At 74.5% G+C, this 22071-nt stretch carries 22 protein-coding genes and 1 pseudogene; 15 read left to right on the top strand and 8 right to left on the bottom strand.

The window, feature by feature from the left end:
* The 7 genes and pseudogenes from B0E53_RS15635 to hisF form a co-directional block, all read left to right on the top strand.
* Positions 1-182: pseudogene (locus B0E53_RS15635) on the top strand (hypothetical protein); the annotation flags it as partial.
* Positions 183-198: 16 nt separating this feature from the next.
* Positions 199-927: a bifunctional 1-(5-phosphoribosyl)-5-((5-phosphoribosylamino)methylideneamino)imidazole-4-carboxamide isomerase/phosphoribosylanthranilate isomerase PriA gene (priA, locus tag B0E53_RS15640; RefSeq protein ID WP_107076739.1), complete on the top strand. Its 729-nt coding sequence runs from the start codon at positions 199-201 to the stop codon at positions 925-927.
* Positions 924-1367 (top strand): RidA family protein, encoded by a 444-nt coding sequence (locus B0E53_RS15645; protein ID WP_107076740.1) that lies wholly within the window; start codon positions 924-926, stop codon positions 1365-1367. The genes priA and B0E53_RS15645 overlap by 4 nt, the downstream gene beginning before the upstream one ends.
* Before the next feature lie 81 nt (positions 1368-1448).
* Positions 1449-1895, top strand: coding sequence for a MarR family transcriptional regulator (locus B0E53_RS15650; protein ID WP_107076741.1), 447 nt, complete (start codon positions 1449-1451; stop codon positions 1893-1895).
* A 5-nt stretch (positions 1896-1900) separates the two neighbouring features.
* Positions 1901-2326, top strand: coding sequence for an organic hydroperoxide resistance protein (locus B0E53_RS15655; protein ID WP_107076758.1), 426 nt, complete (start codon positions 1901-1903; stop codon positions 2324-2326).
* Positions 2323-3321, top strand: coding sequence for an NADP-dependent oxidoreductase (locus tag B0E53_RS15660; protein ID WP_107076742.1), 999 nt, complete (start codon positions 2323-2325; stop codon positions 3319-3321). Before B0E53_RS15655 ends, B0E53_RS15660 begins: the two co-directional genes overlap by 4 nt.
* A 73-nt stretch (positions 3322-3394) precedes the next feature.
* Positions 3395-4162 carry an imidazole glycerol phosphate synthase subunit HisF gene (gene hisF, locus B0E53_RS15665; protein ID WP_107076743.1) on the top strand — a complete coding sequence of 256 codons (768 nt, stop codon included), beginning with the start codon at positions 3395-3397 and terminating at the stop codon, positions 4160-4162.
* 75 nt (positions 4163-4237) lie between these two features.
* On the opposite strand, the gene B0E53_RS15670 is transcribed toward hisF, so the two are convergent.
* Both B0E53_RS15670 and B0E53_RS15675 read right to left on the bottom strand, forming a co-directional pair.
* On the bottom strand, positions 4238-4699 hold the full coding sequence (locus tag B0E53_RS15670; RefSeq protein WP_107076744.1) for a hypothetical protein: 462 nt from the start codon (positions 4697-4699) through the stop codon (positions 4238-4240).
* Positions 4700-4841: 142 nt separating this feature from the next.
* On the bottom strand, positions 4842-5507 hold the full coding sequence (locus B0E53_RS15675) for a hypothetical protein (RefSeq protein ID WP_107076745.1): 666 nt from the start codon (positions 5505-5507) through the stop codon (positions 4842-4844).
* 58 nt (positions 5508-5565) lie between these two features.
* Between B0E53_RS15675 and B0E53_RS15680 the strand changes: the two genes are divergently transcribed.
* The 3 genes from B0E53_RS15680 to B0E53_RS15690 all read left to right on the top strand — a co-directional run bounded on the left by B0E53_RS15680 (position 5566) and on the right by B0E53_RS15690 (position 9741).
* Complete coding sequence (locus B0E53_RS15680; RefSeq protein WP_107076746.1) at positions 5566-7023, top strand: PLP-dependent aminotransferase family protein; 1458 nt, start codon at positions 5566-5568, stop codon at positions 7021-7023.
* Positions 7024-7091: 68 nt separating this feature from the next.
* Positions 7092-8369 carry a low temperature requirement protein A gene (locus B0E53_RS15685; protein WP_210406074.1) on the top strand — a complete coding sequence of 426 codons (1278 nt, stop codon included), beginning with the start codon at positions 7092-7094 and terminating at the stop codon, positions 8367-8369.
* 100 nt (positions 8370-8469) lie between these two features.
* Positions 8470-9741, top strand: a complete 1272-nt coding sequence (locus B0E53_RS15690) for a low temperature requirement protein A (RefSeq protein WP_107076759.1) — start codon at positions 8470-8472, stop codon at positions 9739-9741.
* Between the two features lie 72 nt (positions 9742-9813).
* Here B0E53_RS15690 and B0E53_RS15695 read toward each other — a convergent pair whose 3' ends face one another.
* The 3 genes from B0E53_RS15695 to B0E53_RS15705 all read right to left on the bottom strand — a co-directional run bounded on the left by B0E53_RS15695 (position 9814) and on the right by B0E53_RS15705 (position 13488).
* Positions 9814-11640: a long-chain fatty acid--CoA ligase gene (locus B0E53_RS15695; protein ID WP_107076748.1), complete on the bottom strand. Its 1827-nt coding sequence runs from the start codon at positions 11638-11640 to the stop codon at positions 9814-9816.
* Positions 11641-11782: 142 nt separating this feature from the next.
* Complete coding sequence (locus tag B0E53_RS15700; RefSeq protein ID WP_107076749.1) at positions 11783-12733, bottom strand: terpene synthase; 951 nt, start codon at positions 12731-12733, stop codon at positions 11783-11785.
* 125 nt (positions 12734-12858) lie between these two features.
* Positions 12859-13488, bottom strand: coding sequence for a TIGR03085 family metal-binding protein (locus tag B0E53_RS15705; RefSeq protein ID WP_107076750.1), 630 nt, complete (start codon positions 13486-13488; stop codon positions 12859-12861).
* A gap of 218 nt (positions 13489-13706) precedes the next feature.
* On the opposite strand from B0E53_RS15705, the gene B0E53_RS15710 reads away from it, so the two are divergent.
* Positions 13707-15581: an ABC transporter ATP-binding protein gene (locus B0E53_RS15710; RefSeq protein ID WP_107076751.1), complete on the top strand. Its 1875-nt coding sequence runs from the start codon at positions 13707-13709 to the stop codon at positions 15579-15581.
* Entirely contained in the window at positions 15578-17359 is a 1782-nt protein-coding gene (locus tag B0E53_RS15715; protein WP_107076752.1) for an ABC transporter ATP-binding protein, read from the top strand. The genes B0E53_RS15710 and B0E53_RS15715 overlap by 4 nt, the downstream gene beginning before the upstream one ends.
* A 21-nt stretch (positions 17360-17380) precedes the next feature.
* On the opposite strand, the gene B0E53_RS15720 is transcribed toward B0E53_RS15715, so the two are convergent.
* The 3 genes from B0E53_RS15720 to B0E53_RS15730 are packed head-to-tail and all read right to left on the bottom strand — an operon-like array spanning position 17381 to position 19457.
* Positions 17381-17980, bottom strand: coding sequence for a TetR family transcriptional regulator (locus B0E53_RS15720; RefSeq protein ID WP_107076753.1), 600 nt, complete (start codon positions 17978-17980; stop codon positions 17381-17383).
* The gene (locus B0E53_RS15725) at positions 17980-18735 is read right to left on the bottom strand and encodes an ABC transporter permease (RefSeq protein ID WP_107076754.1); all 756 of its coding nucleotides are present in this window, start codon (positions 18733-18735) and stop codon (positions 17980-17982) included. Before B0E53_RS15725 ends, B0E53_RS15720 begins: the two co-directional genes overlap by 1 nt.
* On the bottom strand, positions 18732-19457 hold the full coding sequence (locus B0E53_RS15730) for an ABC transporter ATP-binding protein (protein ID WP_107076755.1): 726 nt from the start codon (positions 19455-19457) through the stop codon (positions 18732-18734). The genes B0E53_RS15725 and B0E53_RS15730 overlap by 4 nt, the downstream gene beginning before the upstream one ends.
* Before the next feature lie 104 nt (positions 19458-19561).
* Between B0E53_RS15730 and B0E53_RS15735 the strand changes: the two genes are divergently transcribed.
* The 3 genes from B0E53_RS15735 to B0E53_RS15745 form a co-directional block, all read left to right on the top strand.
* On the top strand, positions 19562-19951 hold the full coding sequence (locus B0E53_RS15735) for a MerR family transcriptional regulator (RefSeq protein ID WP_107076756.1): 390 nt from the start codon (positions 19562-19564) through the stop codon (positions 19949-19951).
* Complete coding sequence (locus tag B0E53_RS15740) at positions 19948-20952, top strand: aldo/keto reductase (protein ID WP_107076757.1); 1005 nt, start codon at positions 19948-19950, stop codon at positions 20950-20952. The genes B0E53_RS15735 and B0E53_RS15740 overlap by 4 nt, the downstream gene beginning before the upstream one ends.
* Positions 20953-21023: 71 nt before the next feature.
* Positions 21024-22071 (top strand): nucleotidyltransferase domain-containing protein (locus tag B0E53_RS15745; protein ID WP_246835426.1); only part of this gene is annotated, 1048 nt, incomplete at its 3' end.

Consider the following 22071-nt stretch of genomic DNA (forward strand, 5'->3'; position numbering starts at 1 on the left):
GCACTGGCCGGCTGCGCCGGCACAGCCGCGGCGAGCGGGCGGCCATCGTGCTGCTCACCGGCGCGGCGGTGGCCGGTATCTGGAGTTTCGTCGACGACCTGGCGCTGCGGCTGGCGCTGGTCGTGTTGTTGCTGCTGGTCCTGCCCGCGGTCGTGGTGATCGCCCTGGACCGTCGTTCCTGATGCGAGGAGTAGAGCGTTGAGCCTCACCCTGTTGCCCGCCGTGGACGTCGCCGACGGCCAGGCCGTCCGGCTCGTCCAGGGCGCCGCCGGCAGCGAGACCGCGTACGGCGATCCGCTGGAGGCCGCCCTCACCTGGCAGGCCGACGGCGCCGAGTGGATCCACCTGGTCGACCTGGACGCCGCGTTCGGCCGGGGCACCAACGCCCACCTGCTGGCCGAGGTGGTCCGCCAGCTCGACGTGAAGGTCGAGCTCTCCGGCGGCATCCGGGACGACGAGACGTTGCAGGCGGCGCTGGGCACCGGAGCGGCCCGGGTCAACATCGGCACCGCCGCGCTGGAGGACCCGGAGTGGTGCGACCGGGTCTGCGGCGAGTACGGCGACCGGGTGGCCATCGGGTTGGACGTGCGCGGCCGTACCCTCTCCGCCCGTGGCTGGACCCGCGACGGCGGTGACCTCTACGAGGTGCTGGCCCGGCTGGACAAGGCCGGCGCCGCCCGCTACGTGGTCACCGACATCACCAAGGACGGCACCATGCGCGGCCCCAACCTGGACCTGCTGCGCGAGGTCTGCTCCCGTACCGACGCCCCGGTGATCGCCTCCGGTGGCGTGTCCACCCTGGACGACCTGCGCGCGCTGGCCACCCTGGAGCCGGTGGGCGTGGAGGGCGTGATCGCCGGCAAGGCGCTCTACGCGGGGGCGTTCACCGTCGCCGAGGCGCTCGCCACCCTGCGGGCCGGCGCGTGACGGCCGTCGCGGGCGACGGCGTCCGGTCGGAGCCGGGGCCGTCGGCCGGTGCGGCCGTCACCCGGCTCGGCTCGGGCGGCCCGTGGGAGGCGCTCTACGGCTACTGCCGGGTGGTCCGCGCCGGGCAGCTGGCGATCACCGCCGGCTGCACCTCGACGGTGGACGGCCGGGTGGCCCATGTGGGGGACGCCGCGGCGCAGACGGCGCAGGCGATCCGGATCGGCCTGGACGCGCTCGCCGAGGTCGGCGCCGAGCCGGCCGACGTGGTGCGCACCCGGATGTACGTGACCGACCGGATGTACGCCGACGAGGTGGGCCGGGCGCACAACGCGGTGTTCGGCGCGGTCCGCCCGGTGGCCACCATGGTGGTGGTGGCCGGGCTGATCGACCCGGAGCACCTGGTCGAGGTCGAGCTGGAGGCCTGGCTCGGCGACCGCTGACGGCCGTCCCCGCGGTGTGGGGGCGGCCACTCCGCGGCCCATTAGGTTGTGCACAACTCAATTGAGGGCTACGTTTTCCGGGTGACCGATGATCTGGTGCTGCGCCGGCAGGTGTGCTTCGCCCTCTACGCGGCGTCGCGCGCCCTCACCGACGTCTACCGGCCCATCCTCGACGAGCACGGCCTGACCTACCCGCAGTACCTGGTGCTGCTGGTGCTCTGGGAGCGCGGCGACGACGCCCCCACGGTCTCCGAGCTCGGCGCGCGGCTCCGGCTCGACTCCGGCACCCTCTCTCCGCTGCTCAAGCGGCTGGAGGCGGCCGGCCTGGTGGTGCGTACCCGCTCGGCGGCCGACGAGCGCCGGGTCGAGGTGGGCCTCACCGCGCAGGGCCGGGCCCTCCGGGAGCGGATGGACGAGGTGCCGCGGCGGGTGGCCCGCGCCACCGGCCTCACCGAGGCCGAGCTGGTCGCCCTGCGCGACACCCTCACCCGGGTCACCGAGGCGATCCACCGACAGAAGGAGCAGTGACCACCATGCAGGTGCTCTACACCGCGTCCGCGCAGGCCACCGGCGACGGCCGGGACGGCCACGTCCGCACCTCCGACGGCGGCCTCGACCTGGACCTGGCCATCCCGAAGGAGATGGGCGGCGCCGGCGGCGCGACCAACCCGGAGCAGCTCTTCGCGGCCGGCTACGCGGCCTGCTTCCACTCCGCGCTGCGCCTGGTCGCCCGCAAGGCCAGGGCGGACGTCTCGAACTCGGTCGTCGAGGCCGAGGTGGGCATCGGCCCGAACGGCAGCGGCGGCTACGGCCTGGCCGTCACCCTGGTGGTCGACCTGCCCGCGGTCGAGCGGTCCGCCGCGCAGCAGCTCGTCGAGGCGGCCCACCAGGTCTGCCCGTACTCCAACGCGACCCGGGGCAACATCGAGGTCACCCGCACCGTCCGGGACGCCCGATGACCGCCAACCGGGAGATCCACCTGGCGTCCCGGCCGCAGGGCTGGCCCACCGCCGACAACTTCCGGCTGGTCGAGACCGAGGTGCCCACCCCGGGGCCCGGCCAGCTCGTGGTCCGCAACCGGTTCATGTCGGTGGACCCGTACATGCGCGGGCGGATGAACGACGTCAAGTCGTACGTGCCGCCGTTCGCGCTCGACGCCCCGCTCGACGGCGGCGCGGTCGGCGAGGTGGTGGCCGGTGAGGCCGAGGGCTTCGCGCCCGGCGACGTCGTGCTGCACGGCCTGGGCTGGCGGGAGTACGCGCTGGTCGACGCCAGGGGCGCGCGGAAGGTCGACCCGGCCCTGGCCCCGGTCAGCGCCTACCTGAGCGTGCTCGGCATGACCGGGCTGACCGCGTACGCGGGGCTGCTCGACGTGGCCGCCATGAAGCCGGGCGAGACGGTCTTCGTCTCCGGCGCGGCGGGCGCGGTCGGCAGCATGGTCGGGCAGATCGCCAAGCTGCGTGGCGCGGCCCGGGTGGTCGGCAGCGCCGGCTCGCCGGCCAAGGTCGAGCGGCTCCGGGCGCTCGGCTTCGACGCCGCGTTCGACTACCACGACGGCCCGGTCCGCGACCAGCTCAGGGCCGCCGCACCGGACGGCGTCGACGTCTACTTCGACAACGTCGGCGGCGAGCACCTGGAGGCCGCCATCGGCGCCATGAACCTGCACGGCCGGGCTGCCATCTGCGGCATGATCGCGCAGTACAACGCCACCGAGCCGCCCGCCGCCCCGCGCAACCTGGCGCTGCTCATCGGCAAGCGGCTCACCCTGCGCGGCTTCCTGGTCGGCGACCACGGGCACCTGCGCGAGCAGTTCGTCCAGGAGATGGCCGGCTGGCTGCGGGACGGCAGGATCTCCTACGACGAGACGGTGGTCGACGGCATCGAGCGGGCCCCGGAGGCCTTCCTCGGCATGCTGCGCGGCGAGAACCTGGGCAAGATGCTCGTCCGTCTGTGACGCCGCACTCGTTCACGGCGGTCGGCCCGGTCGGGTCGACCGCCGTGCCGTGCCGGTTGGCTAGGCTCGTGGCATGACGGTGGCGGTACGGGTGATTCCCTGTCTGGACGTGGACGCCGGGCGGGTGGTCAAGGGGGTCAACTTCCTCGACCTGCGCGACGCGGGCGACCCGGTCGAGCTGGCGGCCGCGTACGACCGGGCCGGCGCGGACGAGCTGACCTTCCTCGACGTCACCGCCTCCAGCAGCGACCGGGGGACCATGCTCGACGTGGTGCGGCGCACCGCCGAGTCGGTCTTCATCCCGCTCACCGTGGGCGGCGGCGTCCGTCAGGTCGCCGACGTCGACACCCTGCTCCGCGCCGGCGCGGACAAGGTCGGGGTGAACACCGCGGCCATCGCCCGCCCCGAGTTGATCGCCGAGATCGCCGACCGGTTCGGCCGCCAGGTGCTGGTGCTCTCCCTCGACGTACGCCGGGCGCCGGCCGGCGCCACGCCGAGCGGCTTCGAGGTGACCACGCACGGCGGGCGCCGGGGCACCGGCCTCGACGCGGTGGAGTGGGCGGCGCGCGGCGCCGACCTGGGCGCGGGGGAGATCCTGCTCAACTCGATGGACGCCGACGGCACCAAGGCCGGCTTCGACCTGCCGCTGATCGAGGGCGTCCGCGCGGTCGTCGACGTGCCGGTGATCGCCAGCGGCGGGGCCGGCGAGGTCACCCACTTCCCGCCGGCCATCGGCGCGGGCGCCGACGCGGTGCTCGCGGCGAGCGTCTTCCACTTCGGTGAGCTGACCGTCGGCGAGGTCAAGGACGCCCTGCGCGACGCGGGCCACCCGGTCCGCTGACCCCGGCCCGCCCGTCCGCCGGATCGGCCAGGGCGCTCGGCCCGGCCCGGCCAGGCGGCGGGGAGCCGCCGCCCGTCAGGGGCGGCCGGAGTGGCCTTCGGGGGAGCGGCGGGGCATCGGGATCGAGCGGACCGCGTACTCCTGCACGGCGGCGGCGTGGTCGTCCTCGTCGAGCTGCCAGTCGGACTCGCCGGGGGTGGGGCGGCGGCTCAGCACGCCCTGCACGGTGTCGACGGTGGTGCCCAGCCCGGCGCTGGGCCGGGTGCGCCAGAGCCGCTCGCCGTCCGGGGTCACCCGGAACCAGCCGTCGGTGACGCTGACCAGGCCCGCGCCGACCAGCCGGCGGACGGCGCCCTCCACCTCGTGCCGCTCCGGGATGGCCTGGTTGAGGTGGTCGGCGGTGGAGAGGACGTCGGCGAGGCGCACGCCCTCCGGGCGCCGGGTGGCGGCGGCCCGGCGGTGCCGACCGGCGCCGCTCGCGATGATCAGTGAGACGAAGATCCAGGCGTCGCTCCAACGCCAACCGTTCTCCCCCATGAACGAATGATGCCCGGCGACGACGGCGGAGAAAACACCCGGTTTCACGGCCGGACGTCGCCGCAGCTCAGCGGCGTCCGGCGCGTCCCACTTCCGATGCGGTCGGCGCGGCAGGGGTGACGCTGAGTGGTCGAGGGCCGGTTCAGGCCGCCTCGCCGGCCGCCCTCGGCGCGCAGGCGGCCACCGGCTCGGCGGCGGGCCGGGCCGGCACCGCGAAGATCGGGATGAACAGCTGGGCGAGCGGCCCGATGGCCAGCGCGTACGCCACGGTGCCGAGGCCCACGGTGCCGCCGAGCAGCCAGCCCAGGCTCAGCACGGTCACCTCGATGACGGTCCGGACCAGCCGTACGGAATAGCGGGGCCGGCGGGCGGTGAAGCCGGTCATCAGGCCGTCGCGCGGGCCGGGGCCGAGCCCCGCGCCCAGGTAGAGGCCGGTGGCGGCGCCGTTGGCGACGATCCCGGAGACCAGCAGGGTGGCGCGGACCGGCAGGCCGTCGCCGGGCGGCAGCACGGCCAGGGTGGCGTCGACGACCAGGCCGATCACCACGACGTTGCTGATGGTGCCGAGGCCGGGGCGCTGCCGCAGCGGGATCCAGAGCAGCAGCACGAGCGCGCCGACCGCGATGGTGACCGTGCCGAAGGAGAGGTGCGTCTGCCGGGCCAGCCCCTGGTGGAACACGTCCCACGGGTCGAGTCCCAGGCCGGACCGGATCATCAGCGCCATGCTGACCCCGTAGAGGGCGAGCCCGGTGTAGAGCTGGACGAGCCGCCGGGCCGGCCGGTGCCGGAGATTGCCAATTGTTGCCATGCATGCCACCCTAGGGGCCAATCCTGCCCGCGACAGAGCCAATTCAGGAGGGGTGGCCATGACAAGCCAGGTGCGTGGCGTCCAATTGGCTCGGCTCCTCGGGCAGTGGCATGCCCTCCCCGGCCGTCGGCGCAGCCCGGACTATGCCGCGCTCGCCGCCGCGATCCGCGGGCTGCTCGCCGACGGCCGGCTCCCCCTCGGGGTACGCCTGCCGGCCGAGCGCGACCTGGCCGAGGCGCTGCGGATCAGCCGGACCACGGTCACCGCCGCCTACCGGGAGCTACGGGAGACCGGCCACCTGGCCAGCCGGCGGGGCGCCGGGAGCTGGACCATGCTCCCGGGCACGCACCGGGTGGCCAGCACCGGGCTCTGGACCCCGCTGGACGACCGGGACATGATCGATCTGGGGGTGGCCGCGCTCTCCGCCCCGGCGCAGCTCGTGCCCGCGGCCCGGGCCGCCGCCGAGGACCTGCCGCGCTACCTCGGCGGGGCCGGCTACCACCCGACCGGCATCATCGAGCTGCGCGAGGCGGTGGCCCGCGGGTACACCGACCGGGGGCTGCCGACCAGCCCCGAACAGATCATGGTCACCAGCGGCACCCAGCACGCGCTGGACCTGGTGCTGCGGCTGGCCCTGTCGCCCGGCGGCGGGGTGCTGGTGGAGTCCCCGACCTACCCGAACGCCCTCGCCGCACTGTCGGCCCGGCGGGCCCGGATCACCACCCACGGGCTCGCCGCCGACGGGGACGGCTGGGACGCCGACCTGCTGCTGGGCAGCATCCGGCAGACCCGGCCGAAGCTGGCGTACGTGATCCCCGAGTTCCACAACCCGACCGGCCACCTGATGGCGACCGACCTGCGCGAGCGGCTGGTCGGCGCGGCGCACGCCGCCGGCACCGACCTGGTGGTGGACGAGTCGTTCGTGGACCTGCCGCTGGACGGCACCCCGCTGCCGCCGCCGGTGGCCACCTTCGACCGGCACTCCCGGGTGATCAGCATCGGCGGGATGAGCAAGCCGTACTGGGGTGGCCTGCGGATCGGCTGGGTCCGGGCGTCCGCCCCGCAGGTGCAGCGGCTGGCCGCCGCCCGGGTCGGCGTGGACATGGCCAGCCCGGTGCTCGACCAGCTCGTCGCGGTGCACCTGCTGGCCCAGGGACCGAGCATCGTGGCCGCCCGGCGGGTGCAGCTCGCCGCCCAGCGGGACGCCCTCGTGAAGGCGATGGCCGACCGGCTGCCCGACTGGCGGGTCACCGTGCCGCGCGGCGGGGTGACGCTCTGGGTGGAGCTGGACGGCCCGATCTCCAGCGCGCTGGCCCGGGCCGCCGAGGAGGTCGGCGTACGCCTGGCGCCCGGACCCCGGTTCGGCCTGGACGGCACCCTGGAGCGGTTCCTCCGGCTGCCCTTCACCCTGCCCACCGCCGACCTGGTGGAGGCCGTCGGCCGGCTCGCCGCGGTCCGCTACGACCTGGACCGGACCAGCCGTCCGCAGTGGCGGGAGCCCTCCGTCATCGCCTGACCCGCCCGGGGCGCGCCGGGCGTCCCCGGGGACACCGCCCCGGCCGCCCGGCTGCCAGACTGTCCGCCGTGACGGACGGGACGCGGCGCGGGCCACGGATGCGGGTGATGACCGAGGGCGCCTCGGTCACCCCGCTGGAACTCTTCTTCGACCTGGTCTTCGTCTACGCGCTCACCCAGGTGACCGCGCTGATGGCGGCCGACCTGACCTGGCCCGGCATGGGTCGGGGCCTGCTGCTGCTGGCCCTGCTCTGGTGGTGCTGGTGCTGCTACGCCTGGCTGGGCAACACGGTCCGGGCCGACGAGGGCGTGGTCCGGGTGGTCCTCTTCGCGGTGATCGCCACCATGTTCGTGGTCGCCGCGACCATCCCCGAGGCCTTCGTCGACCTGCCCGGCGGGCTCTCCGGCCCGGTCGTCTTCGCCGCCTGCTACCTGGCCGTCCGGGTGCTGCACCTGACCCTCTACTGGTACGCCGCCCGCGGCGACGCCGGGCTGCGCCGGCAGCTGGTACGGGCCGCCCTGCCGATGCTCGGCGGGGCGGTGCTGCTCTTCACCGCCGCGCTGCTGCCCCCGTACCTCACCGACGACCCGGCGCGGGTCGTCGCGCTGCGTACCCTCCTCTGGGTGCTCGCCCTCGCCGTCGACTACGGCGGCATCATGGCCATCGGCGCGGCGGGCTGGCAGATCTTCTCGGCCGCGCACTGGACGGAGCGGCACGGCCTCATCATCATCGTGGCGCTGGGGGAGTCCCTCGTCGCCATCGGCGTCGGGATCACCGCGCTGCCGATCTCCTGGCCTATCATCGTGGCCTCGTTCCTCGGCGTCACGGTGGCGGCGGCGCTGTGGTGGGCGTACTTCGACGTGGTGTCGATCGCCGCCGAGCGGGTGCTGGCGCGGGCGCGGGGCGCCGAGCGGGCCGCGCTGGGCCGGGACTCCTACACCTACCTGCACCTGCCGATGGTCACCGGGATCATCCTGCTCGCCCTCGGCTTCAAGAAGGTCCTGGCGTACGTCGGGGACGGCACCCACCACCGGCTCACCGACCCGCTGCACGGGCTGGGCCCGCTCGCCCTCTACGGCGGCGTGATCGTCTACCTGCTCGGGCACGTGGGCTTCCGGCTGCGCAACATGCGCTCGGTCAACTGGCCGCGGGTCGCCACCACCGTGCTGCTGGTGCTGCTCCTGCCGGTCGCCGACCACCTGCCGGCGCTGGCCGCGTTGGGGCTGCTCGCCGTGGTCTGCGCCGGCATGGTGGGGGTCGAGGTGGTGCTCTTCGGCGGGGCCCGCCGCGCCCTGCGCGACGAGTTCCTCACCGAGCACGGCGCCGGCCCCGCGCCCGGACGGTAGGCCGTTCCGGTACGGATCTTCCGATCGGCACCGGCGCCAGCCGGGAATTGCGCAGACTGCCCGGGTGGGGAACGGCGGGGGTGCCCGGTGGTCGCGCGTGGTGCGCCCCGGCGCGCCGGGCTCCCGGACCACCCGGCTGGAGCTCTTCTACGACCTGGTCTTCGTCTTCGCGTTCATCAACGTCACCACCCTGACCGCCACCCTGCTCACCCCGGCCAACCTCTACCGCTGCCTGCTGGTGCTGGCGCTGCTCTGGTGGTCGTGGACCGGCTTCGCCCGGCTCGGCAACGCGGTGCGCGCCGACCAGGGCCTGCTGCCCCTGGTCGGCTTCCTCACGGTGGCCGCGACCTTCCTGCTGGTGCTCAGCGTGCCCAGCGCCTTCGTCGATCGGCCCGGCGGGCTGAACGGCCCGCTGGTCTTCGCGGGCTGCTTCTTCGTGATCCGGATGGCCCAGCTCGCGGTCTTCGCCTGGGTCGACCGGTCGGATCCGGCCCGGCGCCAACGGCTGCTGCTGCGCGCCGTGCTGCCGACCGTGGCCACCGCGCTGCTGGTGGTCGCCGGCACGGTGCCGCAGCGACTGGCCGACCGGCCGTTCGCCGTCCCGCTGCAGTTGACGCTCTGGACCGTGGCGCTGCTGGTCGAGTACGTCGGCGGGGTGACCCTGGCCCGGCGGTGGTGGGTGGTGGTCTCCGCCGGGCACTGGGCGGAACGGCACGCGCTCATGGTGCTGGTCGCGCTCGGCGAGTCGATCATCGCGCTCGGGCTCGGCCCGAAGACCGGGCTGCCGCTCACCCGCCCGGTGGCGGTCGCCGCGCTGCTCGGCGTCCTGGTCGTGGCTATGCTCTGGTGGGCGTACTTCGACACCCTGGCGTACGCGCTGGAGCAGGCCCTGCACCGCGCCCGCGACCCGGCCGCCCGGCTGCGGCTCGCCCGGGACGTATACACGTTCCTGCACCTGCCGTTGATCGCCGGGGTCATCCTCTTCGCCCTCGGCCTCAAGGATCTGCTCGCCGAGTCGGCCAGCCCGGAAACCCCCTACTGGGGCGAGCCGCTGGGCGGCTTCTGGGTGACAGTCTTCTACGGCGGAGTGGGTCTCTACCTGCTCAGCCTCGTCGGCTGCGCGCTGGTGGCGCTGCGGGCGGTGCACTGGCCACTGCTGATCACGGTGGTGGTGCTCGCCGCCGTCGCCCCGTTCGCCGCCCCGCTCCCGGAACTGGCCGCGCTGGGCCTGCTGGCGGTGCTCACCACCATCGGGGTGATCGCCGAGACGTTCAGCGAGGACGGCCGGCGGCGCCAGGTCCGGCAGCTCGCGCTGGAGGAGCAACTCGCCGCGGAGGCGGACCAGAGCCACTGGCGCCAGGGGCACCTCTGACCGGGTCGGGGAACCGCGGCGGCGGCCGTGCCCCGGGACGGAGGGGCACGGCCGCCGGCCGGTGCGGGCTCGCTACAGCTCGGCGAGGGTGCCCGCGTACATCTTGTCGATCTCGTCGGCGAAGTTGGTCTCCACGCTCCGGCGCTTGATCTTCAACGACGGGGTGACCTCGCCGTCCTCGATGGTGAGGTCCCGGGGGAGGATGGCCACCTTCTTGATCGTCTCCCAGCGGTTCAGCTTGCCGTTCAGCTCGGCCACGTAGCCCTCGACCATGGCCTGCGCCTCCGGCGAGGTGACGATCTCGGTGTAGTCGCGGCCCTCCAGCGGCGTGCCGGCGGCCCACGCCCTGATCGCGTCCGGGTCGAGCGTGACCAGCATGGTGCAGTAGTTGCGTGCCTGCCCGATCACCACCGCCTGGGAGGTGTACGGGCAGACGGCCTTGAACATGCCCTCGATGTGCGACGGCGCGATGTACTTGCCGCCGGAGGTCTTGACCAGGTCCTTCTTCCGGTCGGTGATGCGCAGGTAGCCGTCGTCGTCGAGGGTCCCGATGTCCCCGGTGCGGAAGAAGCCGTCCTCGGTGAACGCGGCGGCGGTCTCCTCGGGCAGGTTGTGGTAGCCGCGCATGACCGGCTTGCCCCGGACCAGGATCTCGCCGTCGGTGTCGATCCGGCACTCCAGGTCGCCCATGGCCCGGCCCACGCTGCCGATCTTCAGCCCGCCGGGCGGGTTCACGAACGCGCCCGCGCTGGTCTCGGTGAGCCCGTACCCCTCCGAGATGGGCAGGTTGGCCGCGGCGAAGAAGGTGCCGATCTCCTTGCTCAGCGGCGCCGCGCCGGAGACCAGCACCCGCATCCGGCCGCCGAGCCGGGCCTGGAGCTTGCTGAACACCAGCTTCTCGGCCACCGCGTACTTCAGTTTCAGGCCCGCCGGCACCGGCTTGCCGGCCTGCTCCAGCGCGACCTTCTGCTTGCCCACCGCGACGCCCCAGGCGAAGATCTTCGCCTTCGCGCCGCCGGCGCCCTGGGCCGTGGTGACCGCCTTGTTGTAGACCTTCTCGAAGACCCGGGGGGCGCCGCACATGAGCGTCGGCCGGATCACCCCGAGCAGGTCGACCAGCTTGTCCACCCGGCCGTCGACGTAGGTGGGCAGGCCGACGTGGGTGGCGCCGCAGAGCAGTGTCTTGCCGAACGAGTGGGACAGCGGCAGCCAGAGGTACTGCAGGTCCTCGACGTGCAGCAGGCCCAGCTCGGCCTGCGCCACGCCCTCCCAGCACCAGCCGCCGTGCAGCAGCTCGACGCCCTTGGGCCGGCCGGTGGTGCCCGAGGTGTAGATCAGGGTGGCCAGGTGGTCCGGACCGATCCCGGCGACCAGCATGTCGATGAGGTCGGGCTCGTTCTCCAGCGCCCGGGCCCCCCGCTCCTCCAGCTCGGCCAGGGTGAGCTGCGGGACGGTGGCGGCCGGGTCGGGCGCGCCGTCGAAGAGCACCACGTGGGTCAGCGCCGGCACCGCCGTGCCGGCGATCTTCGCGGCCTGGGCCGGGTTCTCGGCGAAGAGCACCTTCGACCCGGAGTCGGCGACGATGTACGTCGCGTCCTCCGGCTCGGTGGTCGGGTAGACGGTGGTGGTGGCCCCGCCGGCACACATGATCCCGAAGTCGGCGAGCACCCACTCCAGCCGGGTGTTCGCCAGGATCGCCACCGGGTCCTCCAGGCCGACGCCGAGCCCGTGCAACCCGGCGGCGATCGCCTTGGCGCGCTGCCCGACCTGCTCCCACGTCAGCCAGACCGGTCCCGAGTCGTCCGGGGCGGGATGGGCGAACGCGTGGCGGTCGGGGGAGTCCGCCACGCGCTTGAGGAACATGTCGGGTACGGAACGGTACGGTACATCGAGAGCCATCGCTGTAGCCGCCTTCAAGGGTGGAGGGACGTGACGGGGGTCACGCCATTCTGCGGTTACCGAAGAGTATTGCCTCGACCCGGGCAGCGGCTAGCCCTGCTGGCCTGCGGCGACCGCCGTCCCGGGAGGTGGACCGCGCGACTCAGGCGTACCGGGTGGCGGCGCGGGACCAGTCGTAGGTGGCCCGGATCCAGTTCCGCCGGGTGGCGAGGAAGGCGCGCACCCCGGCGTCGCCCGTGGCGGCCAGCGCCGCGTCCCGCTCGGCGTAGGCGGCCAGGCCCTCGTTGAACCGGGTGGCCGCCGCGCGCAGCGCCGCCTCCTCGCCCTGCCCCGTCTCACCGGCGATCGTGGTGACCAGGTTGTGCGCGTCCGGGCCGGTCGCCCGCTCCTTGTCGTAGGAGAACAGGTCGTTGCACCAGCAGACCAGGTCGGCGGCGAGCGCGTCCAGAGTGGCCAGCGCGGGATCCGCCCGCCGGCCCGGACCGGGCAGGTCCGGGTGCGCCAGGTCGGTCAGCGTGAAGCTGGGCCGGGCGCCGCCGGTGTGCCGGCGCATCTGCACGTACTCGGCCACCCCGGGCACCCGGCGGTGCTCCCGGTTGGCCGCCTCCCAGAGCAGCGCCAGCAGGTACTCGCGCAACTGGCTGACCAGGCGCAGCAGCAGCGCCGGCCGCTGCCGGTCACGGACCCGCCGGCACAGGTCGTCCAGCGCCACGCCGAGCGGACCGGCCTCGGCCGGGGCCGGCGCGGCCGGGTCGCCGTGCCGGTCGAGCACCTCCAGCAGGGCCGCCACGGTCGGCGCGAGCCGGGTCGGGCTGGCCCCCAGGCCGTCCTCGTCGCAGGCGTCGTCCATCACGAACAGCCAGCTGATCAGGTCGGCGAGCAGCCGCAGGCCGTCGACCGACCCGTCCGGGCAGGCCCGTGCGGCCAGCTCCGCCGGGTGTGCGGCGCCCAGCCGCCGCAGCCCGCCCGGGGTGTTGATCAGGCCCAGGTCGCGTACCCACCCCGCGCTCTGTCCGGCGACCAGTTCGACGGCGGCGTGCCGGCGCGCCGGGAAGGGGGGTTCGTGCAGTGTCGAGAGCGCGAAGCCTCGCATCCCGTCTCCCCTGTCCGCCGCCCCGGGTTGGGCGGCGGGACAGGAGCGTACGGCAGCGCGGATCGGCTTCCGTCGCTGGGCTGAAGCTGTTCCACCGGCCCCGGTGACCGGTCCGGCACACTGGGTCACAAGCCCAGGCTGGCCGCCCGCAACCGCTCCGCCGGCTCGGTCGGGCCGTCCAGCTGGACCCGGGCCACCCGCTGCCGGCCGGAGATGAACAGCACCAGTTCGCCCGGGGCGCCCACCACGCGCAGCCGTTCGCCGCCGCGGCCGACGGTGCGCTCGCCGTAGCCGGGGGCCTGGATCAGCAGGTCGGCCGGGAAGCGCCGCAACGCCACCCGGGCCAGCAGGGCGGCCCGCTTCCAGAGCGCCGCCTGCTGCCGGGCCGGCAGGTCGCGGGGGAGCCAGCCCGGGCGGGCCCGGCGCACGTCCTCGTGGTGGATGAAGAACTCCAGGCCGTTGACGAGTTCGTCGGTGAGCGGGTTGCTCACCGGGCTCCACAGCGGCGGGCGGCGGATCCGGGCCACCAGGTCCGCGTACGGGCCGGCGGCCATCCGCCGGCGGACCGCCTCGCCGTGCCCGCGCAGCGGCGGCAGCAGGATGCCGCCGGCCGCGTCCGGCCGGCGCTCCCGCACCAGCAGGTGCGCCGCCAGGTCACGGGTGGTCCACCCCTCGTTGACCGTGGGCGCGTCCGGTCCCAGCTCCAGCATCAGGTCGGCGAGCGCCTCGCGCTCCGTCCGGGCGTACCGCGGCATGGCCTGATCGTAGGCCCGGCAGGGCCCGTCGCCGCGTCCGACGCGGCCCGGCGCCGGCGTCCCGCGGCCGGCGGGTGGCCGGTCGCGCGGGCGTCCGCCCTGGTGGACGGGGCCCACGGGGAAGGAGTGACGGTGGACATATCCGGGCCGGGTCGGCGGAGCCGCGGCCGAGCGGTAAGGATGAGGAGGGAAAACTGCGGCTTACGGCGGGGGAGAGCGTGGCGAGCGGGACAAGTCGGGACGTCGTCGGCAGAGGGCTACGGGTACTCGGCCAGGCCATCCGGGAGCAGCCGCGCATCTTCGCGGTGGCGGTGACCGGCAGCGTGCTCTTCGGCCTCATGGTGATCGCCAGCGCGTACGTGGTCGGCGCGGTGGTCGGCAAGGTGGTGGTCCCGGCGGTCGCCCGCGGCTCGGTGACCGACGGCGCCCTGGCGCTCGCCGCGGCCGCGCTGTTCGGAATCAGCGTGCTGCGGGTGGTCGGCATCTTCGGCCGCCGGCTCGGCGCCGGCTACATGCAGTACCGGCTCCAGGCCGCCTACCGCCGCCGGGTCACCCGCCGGTACCTCGACCTGCCGCTGGCCTGGCACCACCGCAACGCCACCGGCACCCTGCTCTCCAACGCCAACTCGGACGTGGAGGCCGCCTGGTACCCGATCGCGCCGCTGCCCTTCGCCGTCGGCACCCTGGTGATGCTGGTCGGCGCCGTGGTCTCCCTCTTCCTCACCGACTGGGCCCTCGCGCTGGTCGGCCTCGCCGTCTTCCCGGCGCTGTTCGCGCTCAACGTGGTCTACTCCCGCCGGATGGCGCCCCGCCAGGCCCGCGCCCAGCGGCTGCGCGCCGAGGTCAGCGGCATCGCGCACGAGAGCTTCGACGGCGCCCTGGTGGTCAAGACGATGGGCCGCGAGGCCCAGGAGACCGCCCGGTTCGCCGCCCGGGCCGGCGACCTGCGCGACGCGCTGATCTCCGTCGGCAAGCTGCGCGGCATCTTCGACCCGATGCTGGAGACGCTGCCCAGCCTCGGCACGCTCGCCGTTCTGGTGGTCGGCGCGATCCGGTTCCGGCAGGGCGCGATCAGCGTGACCGAACTGGTCAGCGTGGCCTTCCTCTTCACCGTGCTCGCCTTCCCGGTCCGGGCCATCGGCTGGGTGCTGGCCGAGCTGCCGCGCAGCGTCGCCGGCTGGGACCGGGTCCGCCGGGTCCTCGACGCCACCGGCGAGATGCCGTACGGCGAGGTGGCGCTCGACCCGGCCACGCCGACGCCGGCCACCCTCGCCTTCCACGACGTGCACTTCGGGTACGAGCCGGCCGAGGCGCACCTGCCCGGCACCGAGGTGCTCGGCGAGGTGACCTTCACCGTGCCGGCCGGGAAGACCGTCGCCCTGGTCGGGCCGACCGGCGCCGGCAAGTCCACCATCGCCTCGCTGGCCGTGCGGCTGGTCGACCCCCGCACCGGCACGGTCACCCTGGACGGGGTCGACGTGCGGGAGCTGACGGCCGCCTCGCTGGCCTCGACCGTGGCCCTGGTCGCCCAGGTGCCGTTCGTCTTCGACGACACCGTGCGGGCCAACATCACCCTGGACCGCCCCGGCATCGGCGACGAGGAGGCCTGGGCGGCGCTGCGGCTGGCCGAGGCGGACGGCTTCGTGGCCGCGCTGCCCGAGGGGCTGGACACCATGGTCGGCGAGCGGGGCACCTCGCTCTCCGGCGGGCAGCGGCAGCGGCTCACCCTGGCCCGGGCGCTCGCCGGCCGGCCCCGCCTGCTGGTGCTCGACGACGCCACCAGCGCCGTCGACCCGCGGGTGGAGGCGGCCATCCTGGCCGGGCTGCGCGCCCCGAATGACGGCGGCGCGGCCACCTCGATCCTGGTGGTCGCCTACCGGCGGGCCACCATCGCGCTCGCCGACGAGGTGATCTACGTCGAGCACGGCCGGGTGGTGGCCCGTGGCCCGCACACCGAGCTGCTCGCCACCGTCCCCGGCTACGCCGACCTGGTCACCGCCTACGAGCAGGCCGAGCAGGAGCGCGAGCAGACCCGCACGTACGACGAGGTCACCCCGCTGACCTCCGGCCTGGAAGTCGAGGTTGACCGGTGACGAGCACCACCGTTGCGGCGGAACAGCGGACCGAGTCGACGTGGCGGACGCTGCGGCGCGGGCTGGCGCTCTCCCCGGAGCTGAAGACCGGGCTGGCCGGCACCGTGGCGCTGGCCCTGGTCTACATGATCGGCCGGGTCGCCGTGCCGGTGGCCGTGCAGCGCGGCATCGACCACGGCATCGTCGGCGGCCTCGACCTGGACGTCGTCACGCTGACCGTGGTGGTCACCGCCGCCGTGCTGGTGGTCACCACCACCTGCGGCTACCTGATGATGCGCCGGCTGTTCACGGTCAGCGAGACCGCGCTGGCCGGGGTACGTACCCGGGCGTTCCGGCACGTGCACGACCTGTCCATGCTGCACCAGCAGTCCGAGCGGCGCGGCTCGCTGGTCTCCCGGGTCACCAGCGACGTCGACCAGATCACCCAGTTCCTCCAGTGGGGCGGCGTGATCCTCATCGTCAACCTGGGCCAGCTCGTGGTGACCACGGCCGTGATGCTCGCGTACTCCTGGCAGTTGACCCTCGTGGTGCTCGCGGCGTTCGCGCCCGCGGTGCTGGTCATCCGGCTGCTCCAGCGCCGGCTGGCCAGCGCGTACGGGCTGGTCCGGCAGCGGATGGGCACGCTGCTCGGCACCATCGGCGAGAGCGTGGTGGGCGCCCCGGTGATCCGGGCGTACGGGATCGCCGGGCGCACCGCCCGGCGGCTGGACGCGGCGATCGAGGGGCAGCGGCAGGCCCAGCAGAAGGCCATCCGGATCAGCATCCTGGGCAGCTCCGTCGGCGAGCTGGCGGCCGGCCTGGCGCTGGCCGGCGTGGTGGTGGTCGGGGTGAACCTCGGCGTCGACCGCACCCTGTCCATCGGCCAGCTCACCGCCTTCCTGTTCCTGGTGACGCTCTTCATCCAGCCGGTGCAGATCGCCACCGAGGTGCTCAACGAGGCGCAGAACGCGATCGCCGGCTGGCGCCGGGTGCTCGACGTGCTGGACGTCGCGCCGGACGTGGCCGACCCGGGGGAGCAGGGCCGGGAGCTGCCGTCCGGCCCGCTGGACATCCGCTTCGCCGGGGTGACCTTCGCCTACCCGGGCGGGCCGCCGGTGCTGCACGACGTGACGCTGGAGATCCCGGCGAAGAGCCGGGTGGCCGTGGTCGGCGAGACCGGCAGCGGCAAGACCACCTTCGCCAAGCTGCTCACCCGGCTCATGGATCCCACCGAGGGCGAGGTGCTGCTCTCCGGCGTCTCCCTGCGCGAGGTGCGCTTCGAGTCGCTGCGCTCCCGGGTGGTGATGGTGCCGCAGGACGGCTTCCTCTTCGACGCCACGGTCGGGGAGAACGTCCGCTTCGCCCGCCCGGAGCTGACCGACGCGCAGCTCACGGCCGCCTTCTCCGAGCTGGGCCTGGCCGACTGGCTGGACGGGCTGCCGGCCGGGCTGGACACCCCGGTGGGCGAGCGCGGCGAGGCGCTCAGCGTCGGCGAGCGGCAGCTCGTCGCGCTGGCCCGGGCGTACGTGGCCGACCCCGACCTGCTGGTGCTGGACGAGGCGACCAGCGCGGTCGACCCGGCCACCGAGGTGCGTCTCCAGCGCACCCTGGACGCGGTCACCCGGGGCCGGACCACGCTGGCCATCGCCCACCGGCTCTCCACCGCGCAGGCCGCCGACGAGGTGATCGTGGTGGACCGGGGGCGGATCGTGCAGCGCGGCCGGCACGACGAGCTGCTGCGGGACCCGGAGTCGGTCTACGCCCTGCTCTTCGCCTCCTGGCTGGAGCAGACCCGGTAGCCCGGCACGCGGCCGGCCGGGTCAGGCGGTGTCGAGCGGGCCGGTCAGGTAGCGCTGGAGGGTGGGACCGATCGTGGCGGCCAGCGTGTCCGGGGGCGCGGAGGCGACCGGTTCGAGGTGGATCACGTACCGCATCATGGCCAGGCCGGCGATCTGGGTGGCCACCAGCCCGCCCCGCAGCGGCACCTCGGCCGGGTCGAGGTCGAGCTGCTCGACGACCCGGCGCAGCACCTGGGTGACCAGGAACTCGCGCAGCAGGCGGGCGGTCCACTGGTTGCTCACCGCCGAGCGGAGCAGGGCCACCGCGGCGGTCCCGACCGGGGAGTCCCAGACGGCCAGGAAGGTGTGGACCAGCCGCTCGCCGACCTCGTCCCGGCCACCGGCCAGCACCCGCGGCACCAGCTCGGCCGGGTCGACGGGAATCGCCACGGTGGCCCGGAACAGCTCCTCCTTGGTGCCGAAGTAGTGGTGCACCAGCGCCGGGTCCACTCCGGCGGCGGTGGCGATCGCCCGGATCGAGGCGGCGTCGAACCCGCGTTCGGCGAACGCCGCCCGGGCCGCCGTGAGGATGGCCTCCCGGGTGTCCGGGTTGCCGGGTCGCCGGCCGGTGCGCCGCGCCATCACCCGCTGCGCCGCCGCAGCGTCGCGGCGGCCAGCACCAGCGCCGCCACCGCCGCCCCGGCGACGATCGCCACGTCCCGCCACATCGTCCCGGTCGGGTCGGCGTGCGCGCCGACCTCCTGGAGGGCCTCGACGGCGTACGACAGGGGCAGCACGTCGCTGATCGCCTGGAGCCAGCCGGCCATCTCGCCGCGCGGCACGAAGAGACCGCAGAGCAGCAGCTGGGGGGCGACCACCACCGGCATGAACTGCACGGCCTGGAACTCCGTGCGGGCGAAGGCGCTGCAGAACAGCCCGAGCGCGACGGCGAGCACGGCGTTGACGGCGGCAATCATGATCACGAGCCCGATGCTGCCGGCGGTGGTCAGGTCGAACACCCAGTACGCCACGGCCGAGGCGACGGTGGCCTGGACCACGCCGGCCAGGCCGAACGCGATGCCGTACCCGAAGAGCAGGTCGAGCTTGGCCAGCGGGGTGGTGAGCAGCCGTTCCAGTGTGCCGGTGGTGCGCTCCCGCAGCATGGCGATGCTGGTCACCAGGAACATGATGATGAACGGGAAGAAGCCCAGCATGATCAGCGCCACCCGGTCGAAGACCGTGGGCTGCCCCGGCGGGGTGGGCTGGTCGACGTACATGAAGTAGACCAGCGTGAGCAGCACGGTGGGGACCACGATGAGCAGCGCCACGGTCCGCCTGTCGTGCCGGAGCTGGCGCAGGATCCGCCCGGTGGTGGCGGCGAGGATGTGCGGGTTCACGAGTCGGCCTCCTGCTCGCTCGCCTTGATCAACCGGAGGAACGCCTCTTCCAGGTCGTCCACCCCGGTGGCGGCGCGGACCGCGTCCGGGGTGTCGTCGGCGACCAGCCGGCCGTCGCGGATGAGCAGCAGGCGGTCGCACCGGCCCGCCTCGTCCATGACGTGGCTGGACACCAGCAGCGTGGTGCCGGCGGCCGCCATGGCGTGGAACCGGGCCCACAGGTCGGCCCGGAGCACCGGGTCCTGGCCCACGGTGGGCTCGTCGAGGATGACCAGCTCCGGGTCGCCGACCAGGGCGCAGGCCAGCGAGGCGCGGCTGCGCTGGCCGCCGGAGAGGTTGCCGACCAGTTGGGTGGCCGCGCCGGCCAGCCCGACGTCGGCGACCGTCTGGTCGGCGTGGGCGTGGTCCCGCCCGTGGAGGGCGGCGAAGTACCGGGCGTTCTCCCGGACCGTCAGGTCCGCGTAGACGCTGGGCGCCTGGGTCAGGTAGCCGACCCGGCGGCGCAGCTCGGCCGTTCCGGCGGGCCGGCCCAGCACGGTGACCGTGCCCGAGTCGACCGTCTGCACCCCGACGATCGCCCGCATCAGGGTCGTCTTGCCGCTGCCGCTCGGTCCGAGCAGCCCGGTGACCGTGCCGCGGGGCACCGCGCAGGAGATGCCCTGGAGCACCCGCCGCCGGCCCCGCTCGACCACCAGGTCACGGACCGACACCGCGTCGTCCATGCCCGCCTCCTGAAACTCATCAGTTGTTGAACTCAACGCTAGATGAGTTATCCGCCCGCGCGCAAGGTTGACTTCGAGTGCGCTCGAACTGGAAGCCTTGGTGCGTGGACATCAGCACGCGGGAGATGAGCCTCACCGTCGGTGAGGCGGCGGAACGGGTCGGCCTGACCACCTACACACTTCGCTGGTACGAGCAGGAGGGGCTGGTCGCCCCGGTCGGCCGGGACTCCGGAGGCCGCCGGCGCTACACCGAGTCCGACGTCAACTGGCTGTTCCTGCTCACCCGGCTGCGCCGCACCGGCATGCCGGTGCGGGACATGCGGCGGTACGCCGAACTGGCCCGGCAGGGGGACCGCACGCTCGGCGCCCGGCGGGCGCTGTTCGAGGCGCACCGGAGCCGGGTGCTGGCCCGGATGGCCGAGCTGGAGGAGGACCTCAAGGTCCTCGACCACAAGATCGACGCGTACCGCCGGGCGGAGGAGGAACTGGCATGATCAAGCGACGGGTGGGTGCGACCGGCCCCGAGGTCTCGGCGATCGGGCTGGGCTGCATGGGCATGAGCTTCGCCTACGGCGGCGCCGACGACGCCGAGTCGACCCGGACCCTGCACCGGGCCCTCGACCTCGGGGTCAACCACCTCGACACCGCCGACATGTACGGCTTCGGGGCGAACGAGCGGCTGCTCGGCCCGGTGGTGCGGGCCCGGCGGGACGAGGTCTTCCTGGCCACCAAGTTCGGCAACCGGACCACCGGCGACAGCTTCGGCGGCACCGGCAGCCCGGGCGCCTACGTGGACAGCAGCGCCGCCTGGGCGAAGCAGGCCTGCGACGCCTCGCTGGCCCGGCTCGGCATCGACACCATCGACCTGTACTACCTGCACCGACGCGACCCGCGGACCCCGATCGAGGAGACCGTCGGCGCGCTGGCCGAGCTCGTCCAGGCCGGCAAGGTGCGGCTGATCGGCCTCTCCGAGGTCAGCCCGGCGACCCTGCGGGCGGCGCACGCGGTGCACCCCGTCGCGGCGGTCCAGATGGAGTACTCCCTGTTCACCCGGGACGTCGAGGACGAGATGCTGGCCACCTGCCGGGAGCTGGGGGTGTCCCTCGTGGCGTACTCGCCGGTCGGACGCGGGCTGCTCACCGGGGCGATCACCAGCCGCGAGCAGCTCGCCGACGACGACTGGCGGCGGACCGTGCCGCGCTTCGCCGACGGCAACCTCGACGCCAACGTCCGGTTGACCGGGGCGGTCCGCGAGGTGGCCGCCGAGATCGGCTGCACGCCGGCCCAGGCCGCGCTGGCCTGGCTGCTCGCCCAGGGCGAGGACATCCTGCCGATCCCCGGCACCAGGCGGGTCCGCTACCTGGCGGAGAACGCCGCGGCGGCCGACCTCCGGCTGACCCCGGAACAGCAGGCCCGGCTCCGTGCCGCCGTGCCCGCCGGGTCCGTCGCCGGGGAAAGGTATACCCCGGCAGGAATGCGAACGGTCGGCCACTAGCCCCTCGCATCGGACAGTGCGTCCGGCATCGGTCATTGCGCCGAAGATCGGGCGTCCGGCACCATGGCGCGGTGGGTCCCGCTCCGTTGCCCGAGACTGGCGGCGGCTCCAGGTCGCAGGGCGGCGCCGGGGGCGCCGAGCTGGAGTTGCCGGAATTCCTCGACGACTGGGCCGCCCGCCTCCGGCAGGCCGCCGACCGTCCCGTCGTGGGGATCATGCTGCGTGGCAGCCATGCCCGGCGGGCCGCCACCGAGCACAGCGACGTCGACGTGGACGTGCTGGTCGCCGCCGACGACGAACGGCCCGGCGGCACCGGCGAGCGATCCGCCGCCCCAGAAACCGGGGCGGCGGGTCCGGCCCGCCCCGGCACCCTCTTCACGGCGTCCGGGGCGGCGGGCGCGGCCCGCCCCGGCACCCCGTACGCGGCCCGCCGGGCCTACCTGGCGGAGTTCGACGGCCGGCTGGTGCACGTCTCGGTGGCGGCCCGGGACGTCCGCTCCTGGGTGCACCGGCTCGGCCAGCCCGCCGACTGGGCGTTCGGGCTGCCGGTCACCACGCCGGCCCGGCTGCTCTGGGCGGCGCCGGAGTGGCGGCGCCGGATCGACCTGCCGGTGCTCTGCCAGCCCGCCGACGAGCCCCGCCTCGAGGAGCTGATCGCCACCCTGGGCAAGGTGGCCGGCGCCCGCTGGGCCGGTGACCCGGTGGGGGTCCGGCTCGCCGCCGCCGACCTGGCCCGGCTCTGCCCGTCGGTGCTGCGGCTGGCCAACCCGTCCGTCCGGGTGGTGTCCCGCCGGGCCGCCCTGGCCGCCGCGCTGGACCTGCCCGTCGCCCCGCCCGGCTACCGCGAGGACATGCTGCGCTGCCTCGGCCTGCGCCCCGGCGACACCGCCGAGGTGGGGGCCGCCGCCGGCCGGCTGGTGACCGGGATCGTCCCGCTCGTCCGCCCGTACGCCGGGGAGATCGCCGCGGTCGGCGGCGCGGACCTGGCCGAGGCCCTGGTGGACGGCCGGCTGGACCGCTACCTCGGCCAACTCACCCGGGCCCTGGACCGCCCCGCGCCCGCCCCCCGGGACACGTCGGCGGTGCCGGTGCCCCGTACGGGAGAATGGTCAACCGTGC

Source organism: Micromonospora sp. MH33, from assembly GCF_003013775.1.
Classification (GTDB): domain Bacteria; phylum Actinomycetota; class Actinomycetes; order Mycobacteriales; family Micromonosporaceae; genus Micromonospora; species Micromonospora fulviviridis.

What these genes read in the sequence shown, in the direction of transcription:
- B0E53_RS15670 (WP_107076744.1), bottom strand. Translation starts at nt 4,699, where the DNA reads ATGGGGGAGAACGGTTGGCGTTGGAGCGACGCCTGGATCTTCGTCTCA.
- B0E53_RS15655 (WP_107076758.1), top strand. Translation starts at nt 1,901, where the DNA reads ATGCAGGTGCTCTACACCGCGTCCGCGCAGGCCACCGGCGACGGCCGG.
- B0E53_RS15705 (WP_107076750.1), bottom strand. Translation starts at nt 13,488, where the DNA reads ATGCCGCGGTACGCCCGGACGGAGCGCGAGGCGCTCGCCGACCTGATG.
- B0E53_RS15660 (WP_107076742.1), top strand. Translation starts at nt 2,323, where the DNA reads ATGACCGCCAACCGGGAGATCCACCTGGCGTCCCGGCCGCAGGGCTGG.
- B0E53_RS15700 (WP_107076749.1), bottom strand. Translation starts at nt 12,733, where the DNA reads ATGCGAGGCTTCGCGCTCTCGACACTGCACGAACCCCCCTTCCCGGCG.
- B0E53_RS15720 (WP_107076753.1), bottom strand. Translation starts at nt 17,980, where the DNA reads ATGGCGCGGCGCACCGGCCGGCGACCCGGCAACCCGGACACCCGGGAG.
- B0E53_RS15695 (WP_107076748.1), bottom strand. Translation starts at nt 11,640, where the DNA reads ATGGCTCTCGATGTACCGTACCGTTCCGTACCCGACATGTTCCTCAAG.
- B0E53_RS15740 (WP_107076757.1), top strand. Translation starts at nt 19,948, where the DNA reads ATGATCAAGCGACGGGTGGGTGCGACCGGCCCCGAGGTCTCGGCGATC.
- hisF (WP_107076743.1), top strand. Translation starts at nt 3,395, where the DNA reads ATGACGGTGGCGGTACGGGTGATTCCCTGTCTGGACGTGGACGCCGGG.
- B0E53_RS15730 (WP_107076755.1), bottom strand. Translation starts at nt 19,457, where the DNA reads ATGGACGACGCGGTGTCGGTCCGTGACCTGGTGGTCGAGCGGGGCCGG.
- B0E53_RS15675 (WP_107076745.1), bottom strand. Translation starts at nt 5,507, where the DNA reads ATGGCAACAATTGGCAATCTCCGGCACCGGCCGGCCCGGCGGCTCGTC.
- B0E53_RS15680 (WP_107076746.1), top strand. Translation starts at nt 5,566, where the DNA reads ATGACAAGCCAGGTGCGTGGCGTCCAATTGGCTCGGCTCCTCGGGCAG.